This window comes from Companilactobacillus paralimentarius (genome assembly GCF_963227125.1).
GTDB lineage: Bacteria > Bacillota > Bacilli > Lactobacillales > Lactobacillaceae > Companilactobacillus > Companilactobacillus paralimentarius.
Window position 1 is genome coordinate 1181250 of sequence record NZ_OY724131.1, and the last position, 22401, is coordinate 1203650.

Sequence of the window (22401 nt, forward strand, 5' to 3'; positions counted from 1 at the left end):
GAGGCTGCAATAGTGAAGTTTACAAATGGTTATTGGATGAATCGTGAAGAATATCAGATTGATTCACCGATGGAAGCTTATGATGCACAAAAAGAAGGGAATAGTCTAAAGGTCTTTGCACCGTTTAAAAGAGTTTTAAGCAGGGGTGATCAACTTAACTTAGGAGCAACAACTATAACACTGACTTCTCCTATAGAGAATGTCATTGGCGTTAAACTGGAACATTTTGACTCTGAAGATCATGGTCCTAGTTTCAAAATTAATAATTTGAACCCTAAAGTAGACATTCAAGTGAAAGATAAAATGGCTTCTTTGAAAAGTGGCGACTTAAAAGTGTCATTACCATTGAATGAGGACTTTTTAATGAAGTTTACAGCCAATAATCATTTGGTTACTGAATCAGTCCAAAAGGCTCAAGGAGTTATATATAATCGCGATAAAAAACAAAATTATATGCGCGAACAATTATCAATGGGTATTGATGAAAAAATTTATGGCCTAGGAGAAAGATTTGGTAATTTTGTCAAGAATGGTCAGTCCATAGATACTTGGAATCAAGATGGTGGAACGGGAAGCGAGCAAGCTTACAAGAATATTCCATTTTATTTAAGCAGTAATGGTTATGGTGTATTTGTAGATGAACCGCAAAAAGTTTCATTTGAGGTGGCATCAGAAAATGTTGATCGAGTGCAATTCAGTACTGAAGGTCAATCATTGCAATACTATGTAATTTACGGTCCAACGTCTAAAGAAGTATTGCATCGTTATACTCAATTAACCGGAAAAATCAATTTACCACCAGCATGGTCATTTGGACTTTGGCTAAGTACTTCATTTACGACCGACTATAGTGAGGAAACTGTTCTTAAATTCATTGATGGCATGAAGGAACATGATATTCCTTTGGATGTTTTTCATTTTGATTGTTTCTGGCAAAAGGGCTTTGAATGGTGTACTTTAGCATGGGATAAGGAACAATTTCCTGATCCTGAAGGATTATTGAGAAAGATTCATGAACGTGGTGTGAAAGTCTGTGTCTGGTTAAATCCTTATATTGCTCAAAAATCACCATTATTTAAAGAGGCTAAGGAAAAGGGCTATTTGATTAAGCGTCAAAATGGTGATGTATGGCAATGGGATTTGTGGCAAGCAGGTAATGGGTTTATTGATTTTACGAATCCGGCCGCTAAAAAATGGTATAAAAGTAAGTTAAAAGAATTGTTGGATATGGGAGTAGATTGCTTCAAGACTGATTTTGGCGAGCGGATACCAATTGATGATGTTCAGTTTTATGATGGCTCAAATCCACAACAGGAACATAATTACTACACACTGCAATATAATCAAGCAGTCTACGATATTATCGCAGAGGTTAAGGGTAAAAAAGAAGCCGTGGTCTTTGCTCGTTCAGCAACAGTAGGTTCTCAGTCATATCCTGTTCACTGGGGTGGCGATTGTCTATCTAACTATAATTCCATGCGTGATACCTTACGTGGCGGTTTGTCGTTTCTAGTATCTGGTTTTGGATTCTGGAGTCATGATATTGGAGGATTTGAAGATGGTGATGATCGGCCAACACCTGACCTATACAAGCGTTGGACCCAATTTGGATTGTTATCTTCACATAGTCGATATCATGGAAGTAATGTTTATCGTGTACCATGGAATTTTGATCAAGAAGCCGTTGAGAATACTAGACGATATGTAAATTTAAAGTTATCATTGATGCCATATCTTTATACACAGGCGGCTTACGATGCTAAGTTTGGTAATCCTCTGATGAGACCAATGTTTTTAGAATTTGAAGATGATCCGAATGTTTCAGATTTGGCCACACAATATATGTTTGGTTCTCAAATCTTAGTAGCACCAATCTTTAATGATCAAGGCAAGGCACACTTCTACTTACCAGGGGGGAAGTGGACTAGTTTGTTGGATAATAAGGTTTATCAAGCACCTGAGTCAGGGGAGTGGTTAAACGATAAATTCGATGAATTAAGTTTGCCAGTCTTGGTACGTGAAAATACTATTTTGGTACGTAATGAAAAAGCCATTCATGCTGAATATGATTATACTAAGAACGTTGATATTCACTTATATCAGATCAAAGAAGGGACTGTCTCAACTAATATCGTTAGTTCTAAAGGACTAGAGGCAGCTTCCATTAGAGTTCAAAGAAAAAATCAACAAATTAAGGTATCAACTGTTGGCGTTAAAGGTAAAGTAAGAGTATATTTACATGAAAATGAACAAATTATGCAAAAAGGATTAATTGATAATCAGGTTGTCTTTAATTTAGAATAAACTATTGTGACAGATTCGTTTTAAGAATGGATCTGTCTTTTTATTGCTAATAGTTGCCGATTGGTCTATACATATGTAGTATGTAATTAGGATTATTAAATTGTTTATATTAAAGCCGTTGAGAAGGTATGTTTAATGAATAGATTAACTATTAGAAGGATAAATGAGCTGAATGTGTTGCGCGAAGTGTTCAATCAGACACCAACATCTCGGGCTGCTGTAGCAAAAAAACTAGGATTAACTAAGTCGACTGTCTATAATATTTTTACTAAATTAGCTAATGATAATTTGGTATATGACATCGGTCAGGGAAACAGTACTCGTAGTGGTGGACGTAAACCAGTCTTGACTAATTTTAATGCTCAAGCTGGATATACTATAAATACAAAAATTAATCAGGCTACGATTAGTTGTATGACAAATTGGTTAGATGGAAGTGTTGTAAATTATCAGGAGTTTCCTATCGATGGCAAGGATGCCTCAAAGCAATTGTTAGCATTATATCAGGCTATTAAATTATCTACGCTTGATAATGCTGACTTAATGGGTATTTCCGTCGCAATTTATGGGGTCGTTAAGGATAATCATATTGTCAAAGCTATGAGTCAAGATTTGATTCAGTATGATTTGGTTCAAATTTTGCAGAGTAGATTTAATGTACCAGTACTATTGGAAAATGAGGCCAATTTGGCAGCTTTAGCAATAAAAGACTTTTCAGGTATTTCAATTCAAGATGCTATTGCACTCAGCCTGACTGATCAAATTGGAGTTGGAGCGATCATTAATGGTCAACTTTATTCAGGAAAAAATAGTCGAGCAGGAGAAATCGGCTCGGGCAAGTATTACGGCTTGGGTAATAAAAGTCCATTGTCATTAGAGAATGTAGGCTCTGATCAAGCTGTTTTTACACAAATTCAAGACTTAAAACAATCCTCAGTAGTTATTGCTGATATTCGTCGTTGGTATGATCTAGGGGATGAAATCGTGCAAGAAGTTTTGAAAAATTTTGAAACTAGTATAATTATTATTTTACAAAATATTTTTTTGCTATTTGATCCTGAAAAAGTGGTCATAAGTTCTCGAGTTTTGCAGGCGATTCCTGAAATAATGAAGCGTGTTGAAAAGGAATTGTCGCAAGTAGTAGATCATGAATTTTATATTGAAGTTTCTGATAGTGTAAGTAGTAATAGTTTATTGGGTGGTTGTGCGATGATAACTAGAAGAATATTAGAACTTCCAGATGCCGATTTACAATTCAAAAATAGAACCATGCCCACAGTTAGTGAGTAGTGAAAGGGACTGATATAAAGATATTAGTCTTTTTTATTTACGATTATTTCGAATAATTATTTTTAATAAGGGCTTGACGTTTCTTTAGAAAACGGTTACATTCTAGTTAGTTCTTTTAATAAAAAAACTAACTAGGAGGGTTATTTATGAAAAGTATTATTTCCGGATTTCAAAATAAATTTTTGCCAGCTTTAGCAAAATTTGGAAATCTGAAGTATATGGTTGTTCTTCGTGATGGAATGATTATTACAATTCCATTTACTATTTTTGGTAGTATTTTTATGATTGTCGCTAATTTGCCATTTACTTGGTGGGCTGACTTTATTAAACCTATTTCAGGTTATTTAAATGCTGCTGTAACAGTTACTTTTGGTATTTTGGCTTTAATTGTAGCTATGGGAATTAGCTATCAATCAGCTAAGGCTAATAAATTGGATACAATGACAGGAACGGTTATTCCTACGGTTGCATTCTTATTAGCGATGTTGAACAATAAGTTGACTATCGATCCAGCCGATCTTGGATCAGGTGGTATCTTTACAGCTATTGTCATTTGTATTATTTCTAGTGAAATTATTCGTTTCTGTGTTGCCCGTAATTGGACAATCGAATTACCTGACTCAGTTCCACCTGCAGTTGCCAAATCATTTTCATCTTTGATTCCTGGCTCAATTGCATTGTTCCTTGTTTGGTTAGTTAGAGTTGTATTACATGTCAATATCAACTCAGTTATCCAATTTATTTTCTCACCACTTGTTGTTGGATTAGATAGCATTTGGGGTATTGAATTGGCTATCTTCTTAGTACTTGCACTTTGGGTTGTTGGTGTTCATGGTACTAACGTAATTGGCAGTATTTATACACCAGTATTCTTAAGCTTCTTAACAGCTAATATCAATGCTGTAGCAAAAGGACATGCTCCAGTTCACATTGCTGCTGATGGTTTCTTGAACTTTGGATTAACTATTGGTGGTACAGGTGCTATTTTAGGATTAGTTCTTTGCATGTTCACTGCTAAGAGTAAACGTTATAAGGCAATGCGTAATCTTGGATTCATGCCTTCAGTCTTTAATATCAGTGAACCTATTATGTTTGGTTTACCTGTTGTTTTAAATCCTACTTTGATGGTTCCATTTATTGTTACACCGATGGTTCTAGAATTTATTACGTACTATCTTATGAAGTTTGGTGTCATTGGTATGATCGTAGCTCAAGTTCCTTGGACAACACCTACAGTTATTAGTGGATTCCTTATGACTGGTGGAGATTGGCGTGCATCACTTTGGCAATTAATTGAATTGATTGTTTCCGTTGCAGCATACTATCCATTCTTCAAAGTCTTAGACCGTCAAGAATTAAAGGTTGAACAAGCTGAAGAGGCTAAAAAAGAAAATGCAGCTACAGACGATTCAATAGCTACTGACACTTCTGTAAAGGGAGCATAATTAATGTATTATCAAAGATTAAAAAAATTTCCTAAGAATTTTCTTTGGGGAGCTGCTTCTGCTGCCTATCAAATTGAGGGTGCTTTTGACGAGGATGGTAAAGGTCCTTCAATCTGGGATACCTTTACCAAAATTCCTGGTAAAACTTTCAATGGTACGAATGGTGATATTGCTGTTGATCATTATCATCGATATAAAGAAGATGTCCGTTTGATGTCAGAAATGGGATTGAAAGCTTATCGTTTTTCAATTGCGTGGTCACGGATAATTCCAGATGGTGAAGGGACCGTTAATCCAGAAGGCTTAAAGTTTTATGATAATTTAATTAATGAGTTAATAAAATATCATATTGAACCGATTGTAACTTTGTATCACTGGGATATTCCCCAAGCATTGCAAGATAAATATAATGGTTGGGAATCTAGAAAAGCCATTCAAGCCTTTAAAAAATACTGTCAAACTGTTTTCAAGGCATTTGGAGATCGAGTTAAATATTGGGTAACCTTTAATGAACAGAACGTTTTTACAGCAATGGGCTATAGATGGGCTTCACATCCACCTAATGTTAGTGATGTTAAGCGAATGTATGCAGCCAATCATATCGTCAACCTTGCAAATGCCGAGGTGATTAACTTATTTCATCAGATGGTTCCACAGGGTAAAATTGGTCCTAGTTTTGGTTATGGTCCAACCTATCCGATCACAGCAGATCCTAATGATGTTTTAGCAGCAGATAACGCTGATGATTTTAATAATAATTGGTGGTTAGATGTTTATTGTCGAGGAACTTATCCAGCTTTAGTCATGAATCATTTAAAGGATCTTGGCATTGCTCCAGAGGTGACTTTGGATGATGAAAAACTATTGAAATCGGCTAAACCTGATTTTCTAGGTATCAATTATTACCATGGGGGGACGTTCCAACAGAATCAAATTGAGCATCCTGATAAAACTACGCAGCATGAAAAGAATTTTTCGAAAACTGATCCATATTTGATGCAACCTAAAGGTACTCAGGCACAAACACCAGAGATGGCAATGTTTAACAATGTAGAGAATCCTTATTTGCATAAGACACAGTGGGGATGGGAGATTGATTCAGTAGGTTTCAGAATCTCATTGCGTCGGGTCTACGAAAAATATCAATTACCAATAATGGTTACTGAAAATGGTTTAGGAGCCCAGGATAAGTTAGAAGACAATAATGTGATTAATGATCAATATCGGATTGATTACTTACAAACACATATAACGGAAATGCAACGTGCTTTGACTGATGGTGTAGATTTATTAGGGTATTGTGCGTGGTCCTTTACAGATTTATTGAGTTGGTTAAATGGATATAAAAAACGCTATGGATTTGTATACGTTGATCGTGATGATAATGGTCCTAAAAATTTGACTCGTATACCTAAAAAGAGTTTTTATTGGTATCGTGATTTTATTCGAAGAAATTCTTAAATGAAAATCTCATAGATGATTTAAAAAGTCTATGGGATTTTTTTTGTTATTTGATTTTTGACATTACTTAAAAGTGATACTTAATATAACTAATAATTAATAAAGCTAAATATTGTCAATAATTCAATAGTTATTTTTCCTTTTTTTGTTACATTTTAGTTACTATCAGTGAACAAAACTGTAACTTTCCGTCATTGTCAAGATTTCTGCTTTATAATTTGTTTTGTTGCGATGGCAACGAAAGGGAGAAGGGAATTATGGCTTTGAAAAGAAGAATTATTGTAGCTCTTACTACGGTAATGTCGATAGTTTTGTTTTTCGTGGGTGCAACAGATGTCCAAGCAGCACGTGCTGATATGGTTGATGTGTCCAATAACAATGGGGCGATGACCATTTCTAATTTTACTGATATGCATAATAATTATGGTATCAAAGCGATTGTTACTAAAGTTAGTGAAGGTACATCATTTAAAGATACAACAGCTGCTGGTAATATTACAGCTGCTAAATCTGCTGGCTTATATGTTAATGGTTATCATTATGCTAGATATAGTACTGTTAGTGGTGCTAAAGCTGAAGCTGACTACGCTGCCAAAATTGCTCAAGCTGATGGTTTGCCAAGTGGAGCTGTTTTAGCAACTGATGTTGAAAGTTCGGAACAACAGAACTTATCAACATCTCAAAATGATGCTAACAATGCAGCCTTTATGAGCGAAGTTGCTAAATACGGATATCGTTCATGTATTTACACTATGGGTTCATGGGTTGGTACAACTATGACTGTGGATCAAGGATGGATTGCAGCATATCCATACAATGCTACAGGTGTAGAAGAATATACAACTCAACATGCATGGCAATGGTCAAGTTCATATACATTCAACGGTAGCTATGGAAACTTTGATGTTTCAGAACTTTACGATGATTACTTTGCAAGTTATACAGCACCAGCTGGTTCTAGCTCAACTACAACAACTACTACAGATAATAGTAGCTCAAGTAGTTCTGCTTCAACCGACAGTGGTTCAAACAGTGCCGGTGCAAGTAAAGATGTAATTACTGTCAAGAATTCTTCTGGCAGTTACGTTCCTTTAATGGCACTTCAAAGTGACGGTACGATGAAGAGAATCACTAGCGAAGTTCTAGGTAATAACACACCATGGCAAACGGATCAAACTAAATCAGTGAATGGCGTAACATATTATCGTGTCGCTACAAATGAATGGGTGGCTGCAAGTTATGTAACTGGAAACAGTTCATCATCTGCAACTACTAATAATAGTAGTTCAAACAGTTCATCTAGTAGCAGTAACGTCATTAAGGTGAAGAATCCTTCAGGATTATACGTTAAACTTCAAGCTTTACAAAGTGATGGTTCAATGAAAGATATCACTAATGAAGTTTTAGGTAATAACACACCATGGCAAACAGATCAAACTAAAGTTGTTAACGGTGTAACATATTATCGAGTTGCTACTAACGAATGGGTTAGTTCAGCTTATGTAATTGCCTAATAAATTTTGAATTTATCTAAGATGTTGTGAGTTTTCACAACATCTTTTTTTATAGAAAAATAAGTTACTTGTTCTTTGCTTTAAATTTTGGATTCCTTTATAATGAAGACATAACAAGGGAGTAACTTGCAGGTTGCTGTGACAAAATCGTCAACAAGACGTAGCTCTGGTTTTGTCTTAATTAGTGAGACTTGTACGCATATTTAGCGTGCAGGTCTCTTTTTTTATAGAAAGAAGGGATACTAATGAAACAAGTCGAAAATAAAAAGTTTTCTCGGTACTATGCTTTAAGTAAAGGATCTTTGCTAAGTAAATTTAAAACTAGCGAGGATGGATTAAGTAATCAACAGGCTGCAAAGCTTTTGAAAGAAAACGGTCCTAATGCTCTAGCTCAAGGGAAACGAAAGAATCTTATCCAGCGTTTCTTAGATCAGTTTAAGGACTTCATGATTATTGTTTTATTGGCAGCCGCATTAATATCTGGATTGGTAGCTAAAGAATGGGCCGACGCAGCACTGATTTTGGCCGTTGTTATTATCAATGCTATTTTTGGTGTTTTTCAGGAATCAAAAGCCGAGGAAGCTATCGATGCATTAAAGGAAATGTCGACTCCAGAAGCTCACGTAAGACGAAATGGAAAATTAGAAACCATTAGTAGTGAGGATTTAGTTGTGGGGGATGTAGTTTTATTAGAAGCTGGTGATATTGTACCTGCCGATATTCGCTTGCTCGATTCGGCCTCCATGAAGATTGAGGAATCAGCTTTAACCGGTGAATCTGTTCCCGTAGAAAAATCCGCTGAAGTGTTGGCAGATGAGGACATTCCTTTGGGTGATCGGAAGAACATGGCCTATATGAACAGTAATGTGACATATGGTCGAGGCGTCGGCATTGTTGTCAGTATTGGTATGGACACACAAGTTGGGCAAATTGCTGGAATGATCAATCGAGCTGAAGATATTGGAACACCATTACAAGATAATTTGAATTCTTTAGGGAAAACTTTAACTTGGTTAATTTTGGTTATTGCTGCAGTTATTTTTGCAGTAGGTATTTTCAATAATCACGATGGTCTACCAATGAATGAACTGGTTATTAATATGCTATTGGTAGCAATCTCGTTAGCAGTTGCTGCTATTCCTGAAGGGTTACCCGCTATTGTTACAATCATTTTGGCTTTAGGAACAACAAGGATGGCCAAAAGAAAAGCTTTAGTTCGTAAATTACCAGCTGTAGAAACATTAGGAAGTACAGAAATTGTTGCCTCTGATAAAACAGGTACGTTAACACAGAATAAAATGACCGTGGAAAAAATTTATCAATACGGCAAATTACAAGATGCTTCGGAACCAATTTCGGATGCCGATAAAGTTCTACAGGTTATGACCTTTAGTAACGATACAAAGATTCAAAGTGATGGAACTCTAGTAGGTGATCCAACTGAAACAGCTCTAGTACAATTTGGCTTTGACCACGATTATCAGGTGGAAGATGAGTTAGTTAAAGAACCACGTGTTGCAGAAGTGCCGTTCGATTCAGAACGTAAATTGATGTCAACGATTCATCAATTGCCAAATAGTAAGTATCTGGTGGCCGTAAAAGGTGCACCTGATATGTTATTGCAGCGTGTTACTAAGATTCAGGCTACCCCAGGTGAAGTACGTGATTTTACAGAAGCCGATGAAACTGAAATTCTGAAACAAAATAAAAATATGGCCGTTCAAGCTTTACGAGTGTTGGCAATGGGATATAAGATCGTTGACCAGATACCAACAACAGTAGATTCTGACACTGTCGAAAATGATTTGATTTTTGCCGGATTGATCGGAATGATTGATCCAGAACGTCCAGAAGCCGCTCAAGCTGTAGCAGATGCTAAAAAGGCTGGTATCCGCCCAATTATGATTACTGGTGATCATCAAGATACCGCTGAAGCTATTGCTAAACGATTAGGTATCATTAAACCAGGTGATGATGGAGCAGTTATTACAGGAGCTCAATTGGATCAACTGAGTGACGAGGAATTTGATAAAAAAGTTCAACAGTATTCAGTTTATGCTCGTGTCTCACCGGAACACAAAGTTAGAATTGTTAGTGCTTGGCAAGATAAAGGTAAAGTTGTAGCGATGACAGGGGATGGAGTTAATGATGCCCCCGCTTTGAAATCAGCTGATATCGGTATTGGAATGGGTATCACTGGTACTGAAGTATCTAAAGGTGCATCAGATATGGTTTTAGCCGACGATAATTTTGCTACTATTATCGTAGCTGTTGAGGAAGGACGAAAAGTCTTCTCGAATATCCAAAAGTCGATTCAGTATTTACTTTCAGCAAACTTAGGTGAAGTATTGACTTTATTCATGATGACACTGTTGGGTTGGGACATTTTACTTCCAGTTCAACTATTGTGGATCAATTTAGCAACAGATACTTTCCCAGCAATTGCTTTAGGTGTTGAACCAACAGAACCAGGCATTATGGATCGAAAACCCCGTGGTCGTAAGTCTAGCTTCTTAGGTGGTGGAATTGGTTCCTCGATTGTCTACCAAGGCATTCTAGAAGGTCTGATTACATTAGGAGTTTATGGATTGGCAATTACATTTCCAGTTCACACTGCAAATGCTGCTATGCACGCTGATGCCTTGACAATGGCTTATGCTACTTTGGCCTTGATTCAGTTATTCCATGCATTTAATGTTAAATCAACTTACCAATCAATTTTCAAAGTACATCCATTCAAGAATAAGATATTTAATATTGGAGTTGCCACTTCATTTATTATGGTTGCAGCGACAATTTTAGTACCAGGCTTTAATGGATTATTCCATGTAACAGAGTTGAATTTGTTACAATGGTCAATTGTTTTAGGTGCTGGTGTCTTGATGGTACTTATTGTTGAAATTGTTAAGTTCTTTCAACGTCGCACTAGCAAGTAAAGGATAATAAACGTGTTTATAAAGCAAAATGGCGTTCATGTTGACCGATTTAGTCAATATGAACGCCATTTTTGTATAAGTAATTATTTTGATAAGCTGAGCAATTGCTCCAAGCTTTTGATCTCATAAGTTGCTTCAAAAGTAGTTTGATTAGCAATTTCTTTAGGATTGAACCAAACAGAATCCAGATGAGCCGCATTGGCGCCGGAAATATCCGCTGTTAATGAGTCACCGATAACTAACATTTTTTGTTGATCAATACCAATTTTGTCGATAACAATTTTGAAGAAATTAGGATCAGGCTTCTGATAACCAAGATCTTCGGATAGATATAAATCATCAAAATCAGTTAGTAAGTTGGAACGAGTAAGCTGTGAGTATTGTTTTTCTTTAGTACCGTTTGAAATTGCATAGATATGATGAGTTTGATGTAGTGCATCTAAAACTTGTTTAGCATGTGGCATAAGAATATTTTCTAGTTTAAAGAGTTCAAGATAGGCCGCATTTACTTTAGTACCATTAACTTTTTTTCCAAAGTGATCAAAGTATAATTCAAAACGAGTATTCAAAAGATCGTCACGTTTGATTTCTTTACGTTCTAATTTTTCCCAAAGTCCGTCGTTTAATTCATGCCAATAGGCAATCTGATCGTCGGTGAAGGGGAAGTTAATCTGCTTTGACAATCTATGTAGTGCCTTTTCAGCGTTGGCTTTAGTGTCAAGAATAGTATTATCAAGATCGAATAGCAAAATAGGATATTTCATTTAATTCCTCCACGATAATTATATTAATTGCATTATACTGCTAAATTTGTTTATAAAAAAAAAACTTAGGAAAATTCATCCTAAGTTTTCGTTTGCATGTCATCTGATTAACAGATCTGATCACCAAGTTTAACCATTTTTTCACGACGTTCTTCTGCTGATTCAGGTTTAACATTTCTCCAATCAACAACTGAAAGGGCACCATCGAGAATACCACTATTGTCTTTGAGAGCTAAGGCATTGTGCCATAATGAAGTATTCAAACCATCTGTTAGTAGATCAGCATCGGAAGGGGATGTCTTCAAATCGTAACCTGCGTTATTTTCAAGATCTACGGTGTATTTAGGATCTTCATCTTTTAAAATAACGATTTGAAATTTATCACCGATAGCACAGCTACCACCAAGACTAGAATATTTGTTTGAACCATCATCTGTTGTAAGAATCATTGGGAATCCACTAGGAATTCTTTCTGCTAAATATGCTTGTGCTTCATCTTTAATATTAATTTTCATAGTTGTTTTCCTCACTTATTTGTATTTATTTAAAAGTTCTTTTGATTGAATCTTTATTACAAGTATTACTATACATCATATTTAAGTTTATTGCAAATTAATTGTACACAATCTTTTACTTTGAAGAAAAAAGATGCATTTGATTTACATCTTTATTAAATTTATTAGCAAATTTGATCGCCAAGTTTAACCATCTTGTTATGGCGTTGCTCAGCAGTTTCGGGTTTAACATTTCTCCAATCAACAACTGAAAGGGCACCATCAAGAATACCACTGTTGTCTTTAAGAGCTAAGGCATTATGCCAAAGTGAGATATTTAGACCATCAGTAAAGAAATCAGTGTATTGTTCCTCAGTTGTCATGTTGTAACCAGCATTATTTTCGATCGGAACAGTATATTTAGGATCAGCATCTTTAAGAATAACTAATTGAAATTTATCACCGATAGCACAACTACCGCCCAAGCTGGAATATTTATTTGAACCATCATCTGTTGTCAAAATAACAGTACTGCCAGTTGGAATTTTATCTTCTAAATATTTTAATGCTTCATCTTTAAAGTTGATTTTCATAGTTAGGATCCTTTCTATTGCCAAATAGATTGTGCAATCTCTATTTGCACACAACCTTTATTACACTTACTAATCTACAGTATTTAAGAATCATGTGCAAATAGTTTGCTCATAACTTTTTGGAAACAAGGGTAATAATAGACATAATAAAGAGGATTGCCGCGATCCAAAGTAGAACGTTGCTAGTTAAATTCTGTGGACCAAAGTTTCCTAAGTAGTTCCAGATCAATGGTGCAAAAAAAGCACTGATGATCGTAGAAATAGTTAGATAACTGCTCAATGAGTTAATTTGCTCTGGTTCTAATCCTTGATTACTAGCAAAAATTAAATAGGGACCAGTGTAGGAATAAACAAAATTGAACAAGATGGCTGCTATAATCGCAAGATAACTGGTATCAGTGATCCATAAAAGCAAAACAGCAATGGCAGCTCCTAAATAACCTAACGTTAAAGTGAAGTGGTGAATTTTTTTATGTAATTTTCCGAAGGACAATCCAGCGACCAGCTCGCCTAAATTCATAGCTGATAGAGTTAAGTTGATGACTCGTGGATTACCCAATTGCTTATTTTGAAAATAACTAGGTAATTTTAATTGAACTCCCCAGATTAATAGATAAGTAATAAAAGTTAGAATAACTAATTGCCATTTTTGCCAAGGAAGATTGACTTTTGAATTGCTAGTTTTTACCGCCAAATTCTCTGGCTCAGTTACGAAGAGTCCAATTAGAATAGCAATTACAATAAGAATTAAATATAGTCCAAAAACTGCACGCCAGATTCCTACTAATAATCCGGCTATTCCTAGTAAAACAGCATTACCTAGAGCCGTTAAACCAGTTTGATAGCCTAACAATCTGGCTCGGAATTCACCTTGATAATTATGAGCAATCAGACTGATAGCATGTGGTGAAAAGAGACCAACACCTAAGCCCAAAATAAAACGACTACACATTATTAGTAGAAAATTATTAATGAAAGCTGGAATCACTCCAGCAGTGGCACTAATGATTAGGCCAAAGATAACAACCTTTTTAATACCTAACTTTCGACAGAGATAGGGATTGGGTAGTATTGTCAGTAAAGCACTGAAATTGGCAATAGTTACGAGCCATTCGATCATTGTTGTGGGCACATTAGGAAAAGATTGTTTCAACTGAGGAATTACTCCTGTAATAACAGTGGTTATGTTGCTAACCGTGGAGAGACTAAGGATGCTGATAGTTGTTTTAGTGGACTTCATAATACCCCTCATTAATTAATTGATAGGCGTAGTCTATCATCGAAGTTCTTTCATTAGCGGACACTTTTGAAAGTAGATAGTGACAATTCTAAAATAAAAAACGACTAACAATAGTCGTTTTAAAAGTGAAATTTATAAATTTTAATAGATTTCTGTCATAGGAACTAAATGTTTGATACCTACTTTATAATAAGTTTTTTCAGCAAACTTTTTTTGACCACCTAATGAGCAAACGGTTCCTTGTGATAAAGTGTGTGATAGCTTAGTTCCCTTGAGATTGTAGGTGGAAGCCTTAGGAGCCAATACCTTAACCATATAATTGCTGGCTGTACTCATTTCATTCATTCCAGTTACATCGGGTGAATTGTTAGTAAGTATTTCAACACCTCTGGCTTTAACTAGTTCATCTTTACCGATAAGAAAGTAAAGATTCTTCCCATTGATCTTTTTAACATCACAGTCCTTGGTAGTGGATGCTGCTTGAATAGGTATAGTTGAAATTGTTGGAACCAAACCAATTGTAAGAAGAGAAGTTAATAATAAACATCTGTTAAATAGTTTCATAATATTATCTCCTAAGGATACATTTATTAAGTGATGGATCAGTAACTAGTTGCTTAATATTCTGTTATCGGAAACATAATAACGCATCTTATCAAAGAGGAGATAGCATGAAAGGTTGTCAATCGGTATAGCTAAGAGTCAAAAGATTTGATAGTTTTTTTTACCCCATCTTCTTAGAAAGAGTTCCGAAAATTAGGTTGACTAGGATTGGCAGTGCGTCAACCATGTATTGACAATAAAAGAATGCTTATGTTAACCTTTTCATGTTATGAAAGAAGGGGTAAACTATGGCAAATGTAGAACCTGCTGAAGCCTTGATGGAAGCAATTCATGTTGCGAGCCAAGATAAGGAAGTTCAAAAGAATTCAGAATTGATGGACCTTCTAATTAAGAGTGCTAAGCAATTGAAGTCCACAAATAACTATCATCAAGTGGCTGCTAATCTAAATAAATCATTACAATATTGGGGAATGGGACATGTTGGTGGTCCAGCTGCTATTGACACCTTGTATCAGGCAACAATCAATGACACACATGGCCGTGCCTATCAAAAATTACCTACAGGTATGGAATAAAGAGTACAAAAAAAAGATACATAATCGTATCTTTTTTTTTACACTAATTTAGTCCATACCCCAATAGTCTAGTTCCTTATCGATTGCTCTTTGAGCAACTAAATTAAGATAGTTGAAAGGTTCGTCAAAGTTAGGCGAGAAAAGCATATCAACGTAAGCTAAATCATCAATTGTATTATTGTTTTGGATGATTACAGAAACAGTATTAGCTGATTGTGCAACCTCGTGAGAGCTCATGAATTGAGCACCCAGAACGCGACGACTTTTACGATCGTAGACCAGTTCAATATTTATTTTAGTATTAGTTGGCATGAAATCAGGACGGTAATTACTTTCAAAATAAACATGATGGGCATCATAATTAGCATCTTTAGCGGCATTTAAAGTCAGACCAGTACAGGCAATCGTTTGACCAAATAACAACATACCACTAGTTGCTTGACTACCCATTGATTTACGACGACGTTTGAAAAGATTCATACCAGCTAAGGTACCTTGACGAACGGCATGAGATGCCAAAGGAATATATTTGGAAGTTAAAGTTGGATTATATTGGATTTCGGTAACATCACCAGCAGCAAAAATATCAGGATCAGATGTCTGCATGTAGGCATTAGTGATAATAGCACCATTTTTTGCAATATTAACTTGTCCCTTAAGTAAATCAGATTGGGGAAGAACTCCCGGACAGATAGCTACCATGTCGACGATGTACTCATTGTCATCTTCAGTGGAAATTTTAAGATGTCCATCTTTAGTATCGCTGAAGCGGCTTACATTAGTACCAGTTAAAACGGTGACATGGTTATCCTCTAAGAGTTTTTTAACACGTTCAGAAATAGTGGTATCAACGTATTCATCCAATAGTTGATCATTTCTTTGAAATAAGACGATTTCATGTCCAGATTTAACGAAGCCTTCAGTCAACTCAACACCAGCATAACCACCACCTAAAACGGCAATTTTATGATTATTCTTAGATGCTTCGGAGAGTTGATGGGCTTGATTACAAGTCTTACACAACATAATCTTAGGATTTTCAATTCCCGCAATGACAGGAATACTTGTTCTTGAACCTGTTGCTAGGATAAGTTTATCGTATTTGTCATGAAGAAGTTCACGTGTTTTCAAGTTCTGAGCCAAAATAGTGTGAGCTTGAGCATCAATTTTAATGACGTCATGTTGCATACGCATGTGAACACCTTTTTTAATGAATTCTTCTGGATTAGCGTAAAAAACGTCTCCTAAATCTTTTACATCGCCGCCAATGTGCAAATATGTTGCACAGGATAGATAGGATATGTCGGCGTGTCGCTCATAAACAGTTATTTCCGCATCTGGATTATATTTAAGACATTCATTCATAGCAGAAATTCCCGCGTGAGTACAACCTATAATGGCTACTTTCATTCAATTACTACGACTTTTCTATTATATTTACATTTATCATTTTTCATAAATTATTTTATTTAATATAACTTATAGTATACTTAGATTATAGACTTTTGATATATAAATAGTAGGTAATTAACACTTTATTTTAAATTTAGAAGGCGATTTAATATTGAAACCGATTTATCGTTATTTTGTACAGCCACAGATAGATGTGAGAACACATTCTATTTTTGGTTATGAACTTTTAATCAAGCAATGGACTCCAGATGGCTGGCGACTTCCCAAATCTTTTGTCGATATTGACTTGAATGTGAACGCAAAATTGTTAGTTGAAACAACTAAAATCTTAGGGAAAAAAGTTCAATATTGTTCCGTTAATGTTAGTCGTGAGCAATTGATGGATACGCAAATGGCAAAAGCAATCATTAAAAGTCAAGTGCAACTGTATCCTACTAAGTTGGTCGTAGAGTTAACTGAAGAACAAGGGCCACATCAGTACTGTGATTCTAAATTGGTACCATATTTACGCAAATTTATGGAACATGGCATGCAAATTTCACTGGACGATGTAGGCACTGGTGATAATAGTTTTGAGAGTATACATAGTTTTTTGCCTTTGGCTTCGGAATTAAAATTTGCTTTACAAAATTTTCGTTCAAATATTGGGGATCCTAAATTGCGTGAGAAACTCCGTGCCTGGAAAGGAATTAGCGGTGAATACGGGCAACGCCTAATTCTTGAAGGAATTGAGGATTTTGAGGATGACGAAATCAGTAATAAATTGGGAATTAACTTTCGTCAAGGTTATTACTATGGAAGGCCTGAATTGTTGCCATTAATTGGTGACTCTAACGAAATGAAAAACGTGTGAAATGATTTATAAGAGAAAATCAGTGTTTTAAAATTAATAATTCAAAAAAATTTTTTAATCAAAAGAACAGCCTCTATTAAGCATTCAAGATATATCTGCTACTTGAATTCCTTAATAGAGGCCGTTTTTATTTATTTTTTAGACTTTATGAATTAATTTCTTTGTGTGATTGGTAAGTAGGCCAATAACATGATCAAACTTATGCTAAGGACAAATAATGGTAGTGAAAGAATAGTTCCATTATGAATAAGACTTACTAAATATGTTAATCCACTGACAATCAAATAATAACCAAAACTGAATAGGCCACTAGCGCTGCCAATAACATCTTCATAACTCTTCAAGGCTAAGTTTAAGGCAATTGGTAAAGTTGTGTTCAATCCCAGAAAAATCAGAAAGAATCCAATGATCATTAAAATTGAGTTATTAAATTGGAGACTAATTACTAGGAATAGAGCGGAAATACTACTAAAGATCAGCCCAATTAGACCAATATATTCTGCCTTAATATATTTAGCCAAGAAGTTAACCAAGATGGCACCTAGTAGACTGGCTAATGCCAAAGATAACCCCAGACTTCCATATTGAATTGAGGAATAGTGGAAATGTTTGATAAAAATGAAAGGAGCTTCAGAGTAGTAACCAAATAAGATACCATTTATTCCACCAATTAGAATACTGTAGACCCATACAATTGGATCTTTTACTAGTCTTGAGGTTACTTTGAGCAATGATACTTTTTGAATATTCTTGCGATCAATAGTTTCAGGGAGACAATAGTAAGCATAGAGCAGAGTGACCACAGCCATGGCGATTAAAAAGCTGAAAACATTTTTATAGCCTAGGTAAGTTTGAATCAATCCACCAATTAGTGGACCAAAAGCGGGAGATAGAGCCATTGCAGCCCCAACTTTTGAAAAAACTTTGGTACTGGTGATACCAGAAAAACTTTCACGCATGATAGTTTGAGTGATGACTGAACCGACGCTAGCTCCAAAAGCTTGAATAAAGCGAGCTACTAACAGAAAATTAAAATTAGAACTTATCAGTAATCCTAAATTGCCCAATAAATAAAAGATAATTCCAATTAACATAGCTGATCGACGGCCAATTTTATCGGATAGTTGACCCCAGAAGAGAACTCCAATGGCAAAGGCAATAAAGTAGATACTTATTGTTAATTGAGATGTTCCAGCGCCGGCATTCATTTGTAAGCTGATTTGAGGTAGAACAGGGGTAAATATCGATTCACTGATTTGAGGGAATCCCACAAGTACAATGATCAATAAAAGTGATGGTACGGTGTTACGGACGTTTTTCATTTTAGACTCCTAAATTTTATTTTGCTGAAAAACGTCCTATATCATTTGCGGGCATGCAGGCCATGATGTTAGTTAAATTCATGGTTTTCACCTAATTTCTATAAAGTATATTAATCATGTTATAGGAATTATTGGAAATTTACAAATTACTTTATAGTAAAAGCATTTTTTATCCAAATCTTGAAAGCGCTTCCCAAAAAATAGTGCTATATTGAATTTATTAAAGATTGAAAGGGAAAGATAGAATGGATGAAGAAACACCACGTGTTAAGTCAGTTCTTTTGTTACCAAATTTTTACCTACGAGTAAATTATGATAACGGTCAAGTGAGATTTTCTAAGAGTAAAATGTACTACATGGAAACTCATGTCTTCCAACGTCCACACTTAGGATTAACATCATTGACTCCGGGCTGGTATTGGATCGGTAGTGATATTAAATTATTGGATAACAACAAATTCTCTGTTAATGACGCAATTTACGATGGTAATGAGATTTATGGTAGTAAAGTAAAACCATATTAATTATTAATCGTAGGACACAACATGTTCTGCTTTCGAATACTAGGGAAAATAAAGCAGGTAATCGTACTTTGGTTACCTGCTTTATTTGGTTTGAACAGGAAAATCAAGGTAATATTCTGTATTATATTAGCCAATATAATATTCGATTCTTTGTAAATTTTTATGAAATAAACTAATCTTTTTCAGATAATTTGGGTGCTTTTTATGGATAAAAATAGATAAGAAGTTAATAATATGAAGGTGAATAACGAATATACTTTGTTGATTAGTTAAGAGGGGTAAACATGGTCACTCGTTTGTTGAATTTTTTTGCTCAGATTCGCAACACTAAAGTTGCGAGTGCTGTTCGTAATACTTTAACGTTATTATTTCCAATTATGTTGTTGGGCAGTTTTGCTGATGTTATTAAGTTCGCATTTTTAACTAAAACTGGTTACATGGCCCAAATGTTCGGTGTTACCAGTTGGCTGCCATATTCGCGTGAATTGGGCTGGGTTATGGAAGTCATCTTCCATTGTACAATTGATATGATTGCTCTTTATGCTGCTTACGGGATAGCCTATTTTACTGCTAAGGAGTATAAGAAAGATGGTGGCAGTGCTGGTGCTATTGGACTGTTATCCTTTTTAATTATTTCATATCAACCCACAGAAGATGGATTACCTAATTTTAGTCGTTTCTTCATGTCGCAAGGAATGCTGATAGCTTTGATTATCGGTTATCTTTGTGGCCGCCTTTGGGTCAGGTTTGATGATTCAAAGATGCAATATCGCTATAAAATCATTATTCCGGTTTTCATTGTTTTATTAGTTTCAGCAATCCTAAATTTGGCGGGATTATTTTTAGTGAAATTGGAAATACCAACTTATGTGGCCAGCTTTGTAACTCAACATTCACCGTTCAACTCGCTAGTATATGTTTTAGGGATGGGCTTTCTAACTGATTTACTATCTTGGATGGCGGTCGGTGGTCCCTTTAGCAATAATCCTACTTTTAACGATGCACCTTCGATGGCTAATATGAATGCGGCCTTAAAGAGTGGATCATCTTGGAATGTGCCGTATAAATTTACTGATACGACTTTGTTTCATAGCTTCGCCAATTTTGGTGGTAGTGGTGTAATGATAGCTCTGATTATTGCTATTCTGATTTTTTCTAAAAAGACTCGAAATCGTAATGTTGCTAAATGGTCGATTTTTCCAGCAATTTTCAATAGTCACTATTCAATGATGTTAGGAATACCAGTACTTTTTAACCCAGTTTTCTTGGTACCGTTCCTTATTACACCGTTATTTAATATGATTGTGGCCGCAATGTTTATTCTCTTACATTGGATGCCAGTATCTGCCTACCCAGTGCCATTAGGAACTCCAGGTCCATTGATTGCTTTTATTGGTACTAATGGTAATTGGGTAACTCTGGTTTTGGGTGCCATTTTGTTAGTGATTGATATCTTGATCTATATGCCATTCGTTAAATTGTCAGATCGAATTAGTCAGAAAGCGGGTGACATCAATGAAAATTAAACATTGGTTTTGGACAATATTAGGAATTACCTTGTCGGTGATACTGATTTTTGTGTCATTAAATTGGTCACATCAGAATACAACTGAATTGGCCAAAATTCATAATTCAAAACTGTCGCCGGTTATAATGATTCCAGGAAGCTCTGCTTCAGTAAATCGGTTTGATACATTAGTTGATAAATTGAATAAGAACAATAAACAACCACACAGTTTGATTAAGATTCGGGTTACGACTGATAATAAGTTGCACGTTTCCGGTCGTTTGCGTCGTGGTGATAATGAACCAGTAATCGTTGTTGGATTTGAGAATAACCATGATGGTTATGACAATATCAAGAAACAGGCTAAATGGTTCAACACAGCTTTTAAGTTTTTGACAAAACAATATAATTTTAATAATTTCAAAGCTATAGGACACTCTAATGGTGGGCTGATTTATACGGCGTTCTTGGAGAATTATTATTCTGAATATTCAGAACAGATAAAAATCAAACAACTCATGACAATTGGTTCACCATATAACTTCAATGAGAAATCTGTTCGCCATAAGACACAAATGTTGTCCGATTTTATTGATGACCGTGAAAAAATTCCATCAAGTCTTAGTGTTTATTCAGTTGCAGGGACAGAGACTTACAATTCTGATGGATTAGTACCATTGGGAAGTGTTATGGCAGGTAAGTATATCTATCAAGGACAAGTTAAACATTTTACATCTATTTCTGTTTCAGGATCGGATGCTCAGCATTCTGATTTACCTCAAAATGATCAAATTATTGATTTAATCAATCGATATATTCTCGATCCTAAGCAAAAACCACAGCAACGGCGGGGTGCTATCTCACTAGATGGACAATAACTTTAAAGAAAAGTCGGATAATACAAACCTAATCGTCTCTGAATTGTGAGTTATAATAAATGTAAAGGCTTACATAGGGTGGAGGGCGATTTAAATGAGTTTAAATTTTGGTCGTAAGATTAATTATATGCCATTAATAATTTCTTTATTTGGCGGAATTATCATTGGATTCTTCTTTTACTTATTGTCACAGAAGACATTGATAGCAATTTTATTTGGTATTGTTTGTCTGATAGTCATTGTAATGTTATATACTCTCAAAACAAAAGATAATTTGGATCAGTGGGGAATTGATGATCGGGGAATTTACTATCAAGATTACAGCACTACTGGTAAGAGAATCAGAGCTATTTTACTACCAAATATTTCGAATGAAGAGACCGTGAAGTTTAGTGAAATTAAGAATTTTTCAATTGTTGTTGGTAAGGGAATGGATCTACCAAGTGGAATTGGACCAGATGGTCCGATTGATGTCACGTTCTATGTGATAGATTCTGCATATCAGACTTTTAATAGTCCTTATTATTTAGCATTAAAGTTAGATAAGGGAAAGGATATTGATTTGGACCTTTCTTCTAATGTTAAAGATGTGGTGGCTATAAATGAGGTTATTAGAAAGATTGAAGAAAAAACCAAACTGCAGGTTAAATTAGAAAAGCAACGTGTATAGTGGCATAATAAGTCGACCGATGAAATTATAATGGGTCGACTTTTTATTATTAAA

At 35.3% G+C, this 22401-nt stretch carries 19 protein-coding genes; 12 read left to right on the forward strand and 7 right to left on the reverse strand.

Annotated features, from left to right (window positions below; translation table 11 throughout):
• The first annotated feature begins 12 nt into the window (after positions 1-12).
• The 6 genes from yicI (at position 13) to ACI6PB_RS05675 (ending at position 10950) form a co-directional block, all read left to right on the forward strand.
• Complete coding sequence (yicI, locus tag ACI6PB_RS05650) at positions 13-2304, forward strand: alpha-xylosidase (RefSeq protein ID WP_404327904.1); 2292 nt, start codon at positions 13-15, stop codon at positions 2302-2304.
• A 135-nt stretch (positions 2305-2439) separates the two neighbouring features.
• Positions 2440-3594 (forward strand): ROK family transcriptional regulator, encoded by a 1155-nt coding sequence (locus tag ACI6PB_RS05655; RefSeq protein WP_025085664.1) that lies wholly within the window; start codon positions 2440-2442, stop codon positions 3592-3594.
• A gap of 146 nt (positions 3595-3740) precedes the next feature.
• Positions 3741-5039: a PTS sugar transporter subunit IIC gene (locus ACI6PB_RS05660; RefSeq protein WP_404327905.1), complete on the forward strand. Its 1299-nt coding sequence runs from the start codon at positions 3741-3743 to the stop codon at positions 5037-5039.
• A gap of 3 nt (positions 5040-5042) precedes the next feature.
• On the forward strand, positions 5043-6500 hold the full coding sequence (locus tag ACI6PB_RS05665; protein ID WP_404327906.1) for a glycoside hydrolase family 1 protein: 1458 nt from the start codon (positions 5043-5045) through the stop codon (positions 6498-6500).
• A 257-nt stretch (positions 6501-6757) separates the two neighbouring features.
• Positions 6758-8014, forward strand: coding sequence for a GH25 family lysozyme (locus ACI6PB_RS05670; RefSeq protein ID WP_025085662.1), 1257 nt, complete (start codon positions 6758-6760; stop codon positions 8012-8014).
• A gap of 245 nt (positions 8015-8259) precedes the next feature.
• Positions 8260-10950 (forward strand): cation-translocating P-type ATPase, encoded by a 2691-nt coding sequence (locus tag ACI6PB_RS05675; RefSeq protein WP_309510978.1) that lies wholly within the window; start codon positions 8260-8262, stop codon positions 10948-10950.
• An 83-nt stretch (positions 10951-11033) separates the two neighbouring features.
• Here ACI6PB_RS05675 and ACI6PB_RS05680 read toward each other — a convergent pair whose 3' ends face one another.
• The 5 genes from ACI6PB_RS05680 to ACI6PB_RS05700 all read right to left on the reverse strand — a co-directional run bounded on the left by ACI6PB_RS05680 (position 11034) and on the right by ACI6PB_RS05700 (position 14605).
• Entirely contained in the window at positions 11034-11714 is a 681-nt protein-coding gene (locus tag ACI6PB_RS05680) for a YjjG family noncanonical pyrimidine nucleotidase (protein WP_025085660.1), read from the reverse strand.
• 107 nt (positions 11715-11821) lie between these two features.
• The gene (locus tag ACI6PB_RS05685) at positions 11822-12229 is read right to left on the reverse strand and encodes an iron-sulfur cluster biosynthesis family protein (RefSeq protein WP_025085659.1); all 408 of its coding nucleotides are present in this window, start codon (positions 12227-12229) and stop codon (positions 11822-11824) included.
• Between the two features lie 164 nt (positions 12230-12393).
• Complete coding sequence (locus tag ACI6PB_RS05690) at positions 12394-12801, reverse strand: iron-sulfur cluster biosynthesis family protein (protein WP_025085658.1); 408 nt, start codon at positions 12799-12801, stop codon at positions 12394-12396.
• A 109-nt stretch (positions 12802-12910) separates the two neighbouring features.
• Positions 12911-14041 carry an MFS transporter gene (locus tag ACI6PB_RS05695; protein WP_309510977.1) on the reverse strand — a complete coding sequence of 377 codons (1131 nt, stop codon included), beginning with the start codon at positions 14039-14041 and terminating at the stop codon, positions 12911-12913.
• Between the two features lie 141 nt (positions 14042-14182).
• Positions 14183-14605, reverse strand: coding sequence for an SLAP domain-containing protein (locus tag ACI6PB_RS05700; protein ID WP_025085656.1), 423 nt, complete (start codon positions 14603-14605; stop codon positions 14183-14185).
• 287 nt (positions 14606-14892) lie between these two features.
• On the opposite strand from ACI6PB_RS05700, the gene ACI6PB_RS05705 reads away from it, so the two are divergent.
• Entirely contained in the window at positions 14893-15180 is a 288-nt protein-coding gene (locus ACI6PB_RS05705; RefSeq protein WP_025085655.1) for a bacteriocin immunity protein, read from the forward strand.
• Positions 15181-15228: 48 nt separating this feature from the next.
• Here ACI6PB_RS05705 and ACI6PB_RS05710 read toward each other — a convergent pair whose 3' ends face one another.
• Positions 15229-16590: an FAD-dependent oxidoreductase gene (locus ACI6PB_RS05710; RefSeq protein WP_404327907.1), complete on the reverse strand. Its 1362-nt coding sequence runs from the start codon at positions 16588-16590 to the stop codon at positions 15229-15231.
• Positions 16591-16744: 154 nt separating this feature from the next.
• On the opposite strand from ACI6PB_RS05710, the gene ACI6PB_RS05715 reads away from it, so the two are divergent.
• The gene (locus ACI6PB_RS05715) at positions 16745-17446 is read left to right on the forward strand and encodes an EAL domain-containing protein (protein WP_404280178.1); all 702 of its coding nucleotides are present in this window, start codon (positions 16745-16747) and stop codon (positions 17444-17446) included.
• A gap of 152 nt (positions 17447-17598) precedes the next feature.
• Here ACI6PB_RS05715 and ACI6PB_RS05720 read toward each other — a convergent pair whose 3' ends face one another.
• The gene (locus ACI6PB_RS05720) at positions 17599-18768 is read right to left on the reverse strand and encodes a multidrug effflux MFS transporter (protein WP_404327908.1); all 1170 of its coding nucleotides are present in this window, start codon (positions 18766-18768) and stop codon (positions 17599-17601) included.
• Between the two features lie 245 nt (positions 18769-19013).
• Between ACI6PB_RS05720 and ACI6PB_RS05725 the strand changes: the two genes are divergently transcribed.
• From ACI6PB_RS05725 to ACI6PB_RS05740, 4 genes are all read left to right on the forward strand, one after another.
• Positions 19014-19292: a hypothetical protein gene (locus ACI6PB_RS05725; protein WP_025085944.1), complete on the forward strand. Its 279-nt coding sequence runs from the start codon at positions 19014-19016 to the stop codon at positions 19290-19292.
• Positions 19293-19576: 284 nt separating this feature from the next.
• Positions 19577-20818: a PTS transporter subunit EIIC gene (locus ACI6PB_RS05730; protein WP_025085943.1), complete on the forward strand. Its 1242-nt coding sequence runs from the start codon at positions 19577-19579 to the stop codon at positions 20816-20818.
• Entirely contained in the window at positions 20808-21677 is an 870-nt protein-coding gene (locus ACI6PB_RS05735) for an alpha/beta hydrolase (protein WP_025085942.1), read from the forward strand. The genes ACI6PB_RS05730 and ACI6PB_RS05735 overlap by 11 nt, the downstream gene beginning before the upstream one ends.
• Before the next feature lie 94 nt (positions 21678-21771).
• Positions 21772-22347, forward strand: a complete 576-nt coding sequence (locus ACI6PB_RS05740; RefSeq protein ID WP_025085941.1) for a hypothetical protein — start codon at positions 21772-21774, stop codon at positions 22345-22347.
• Positions 22348-22401 lie beyond the last annotated feature (54 nt).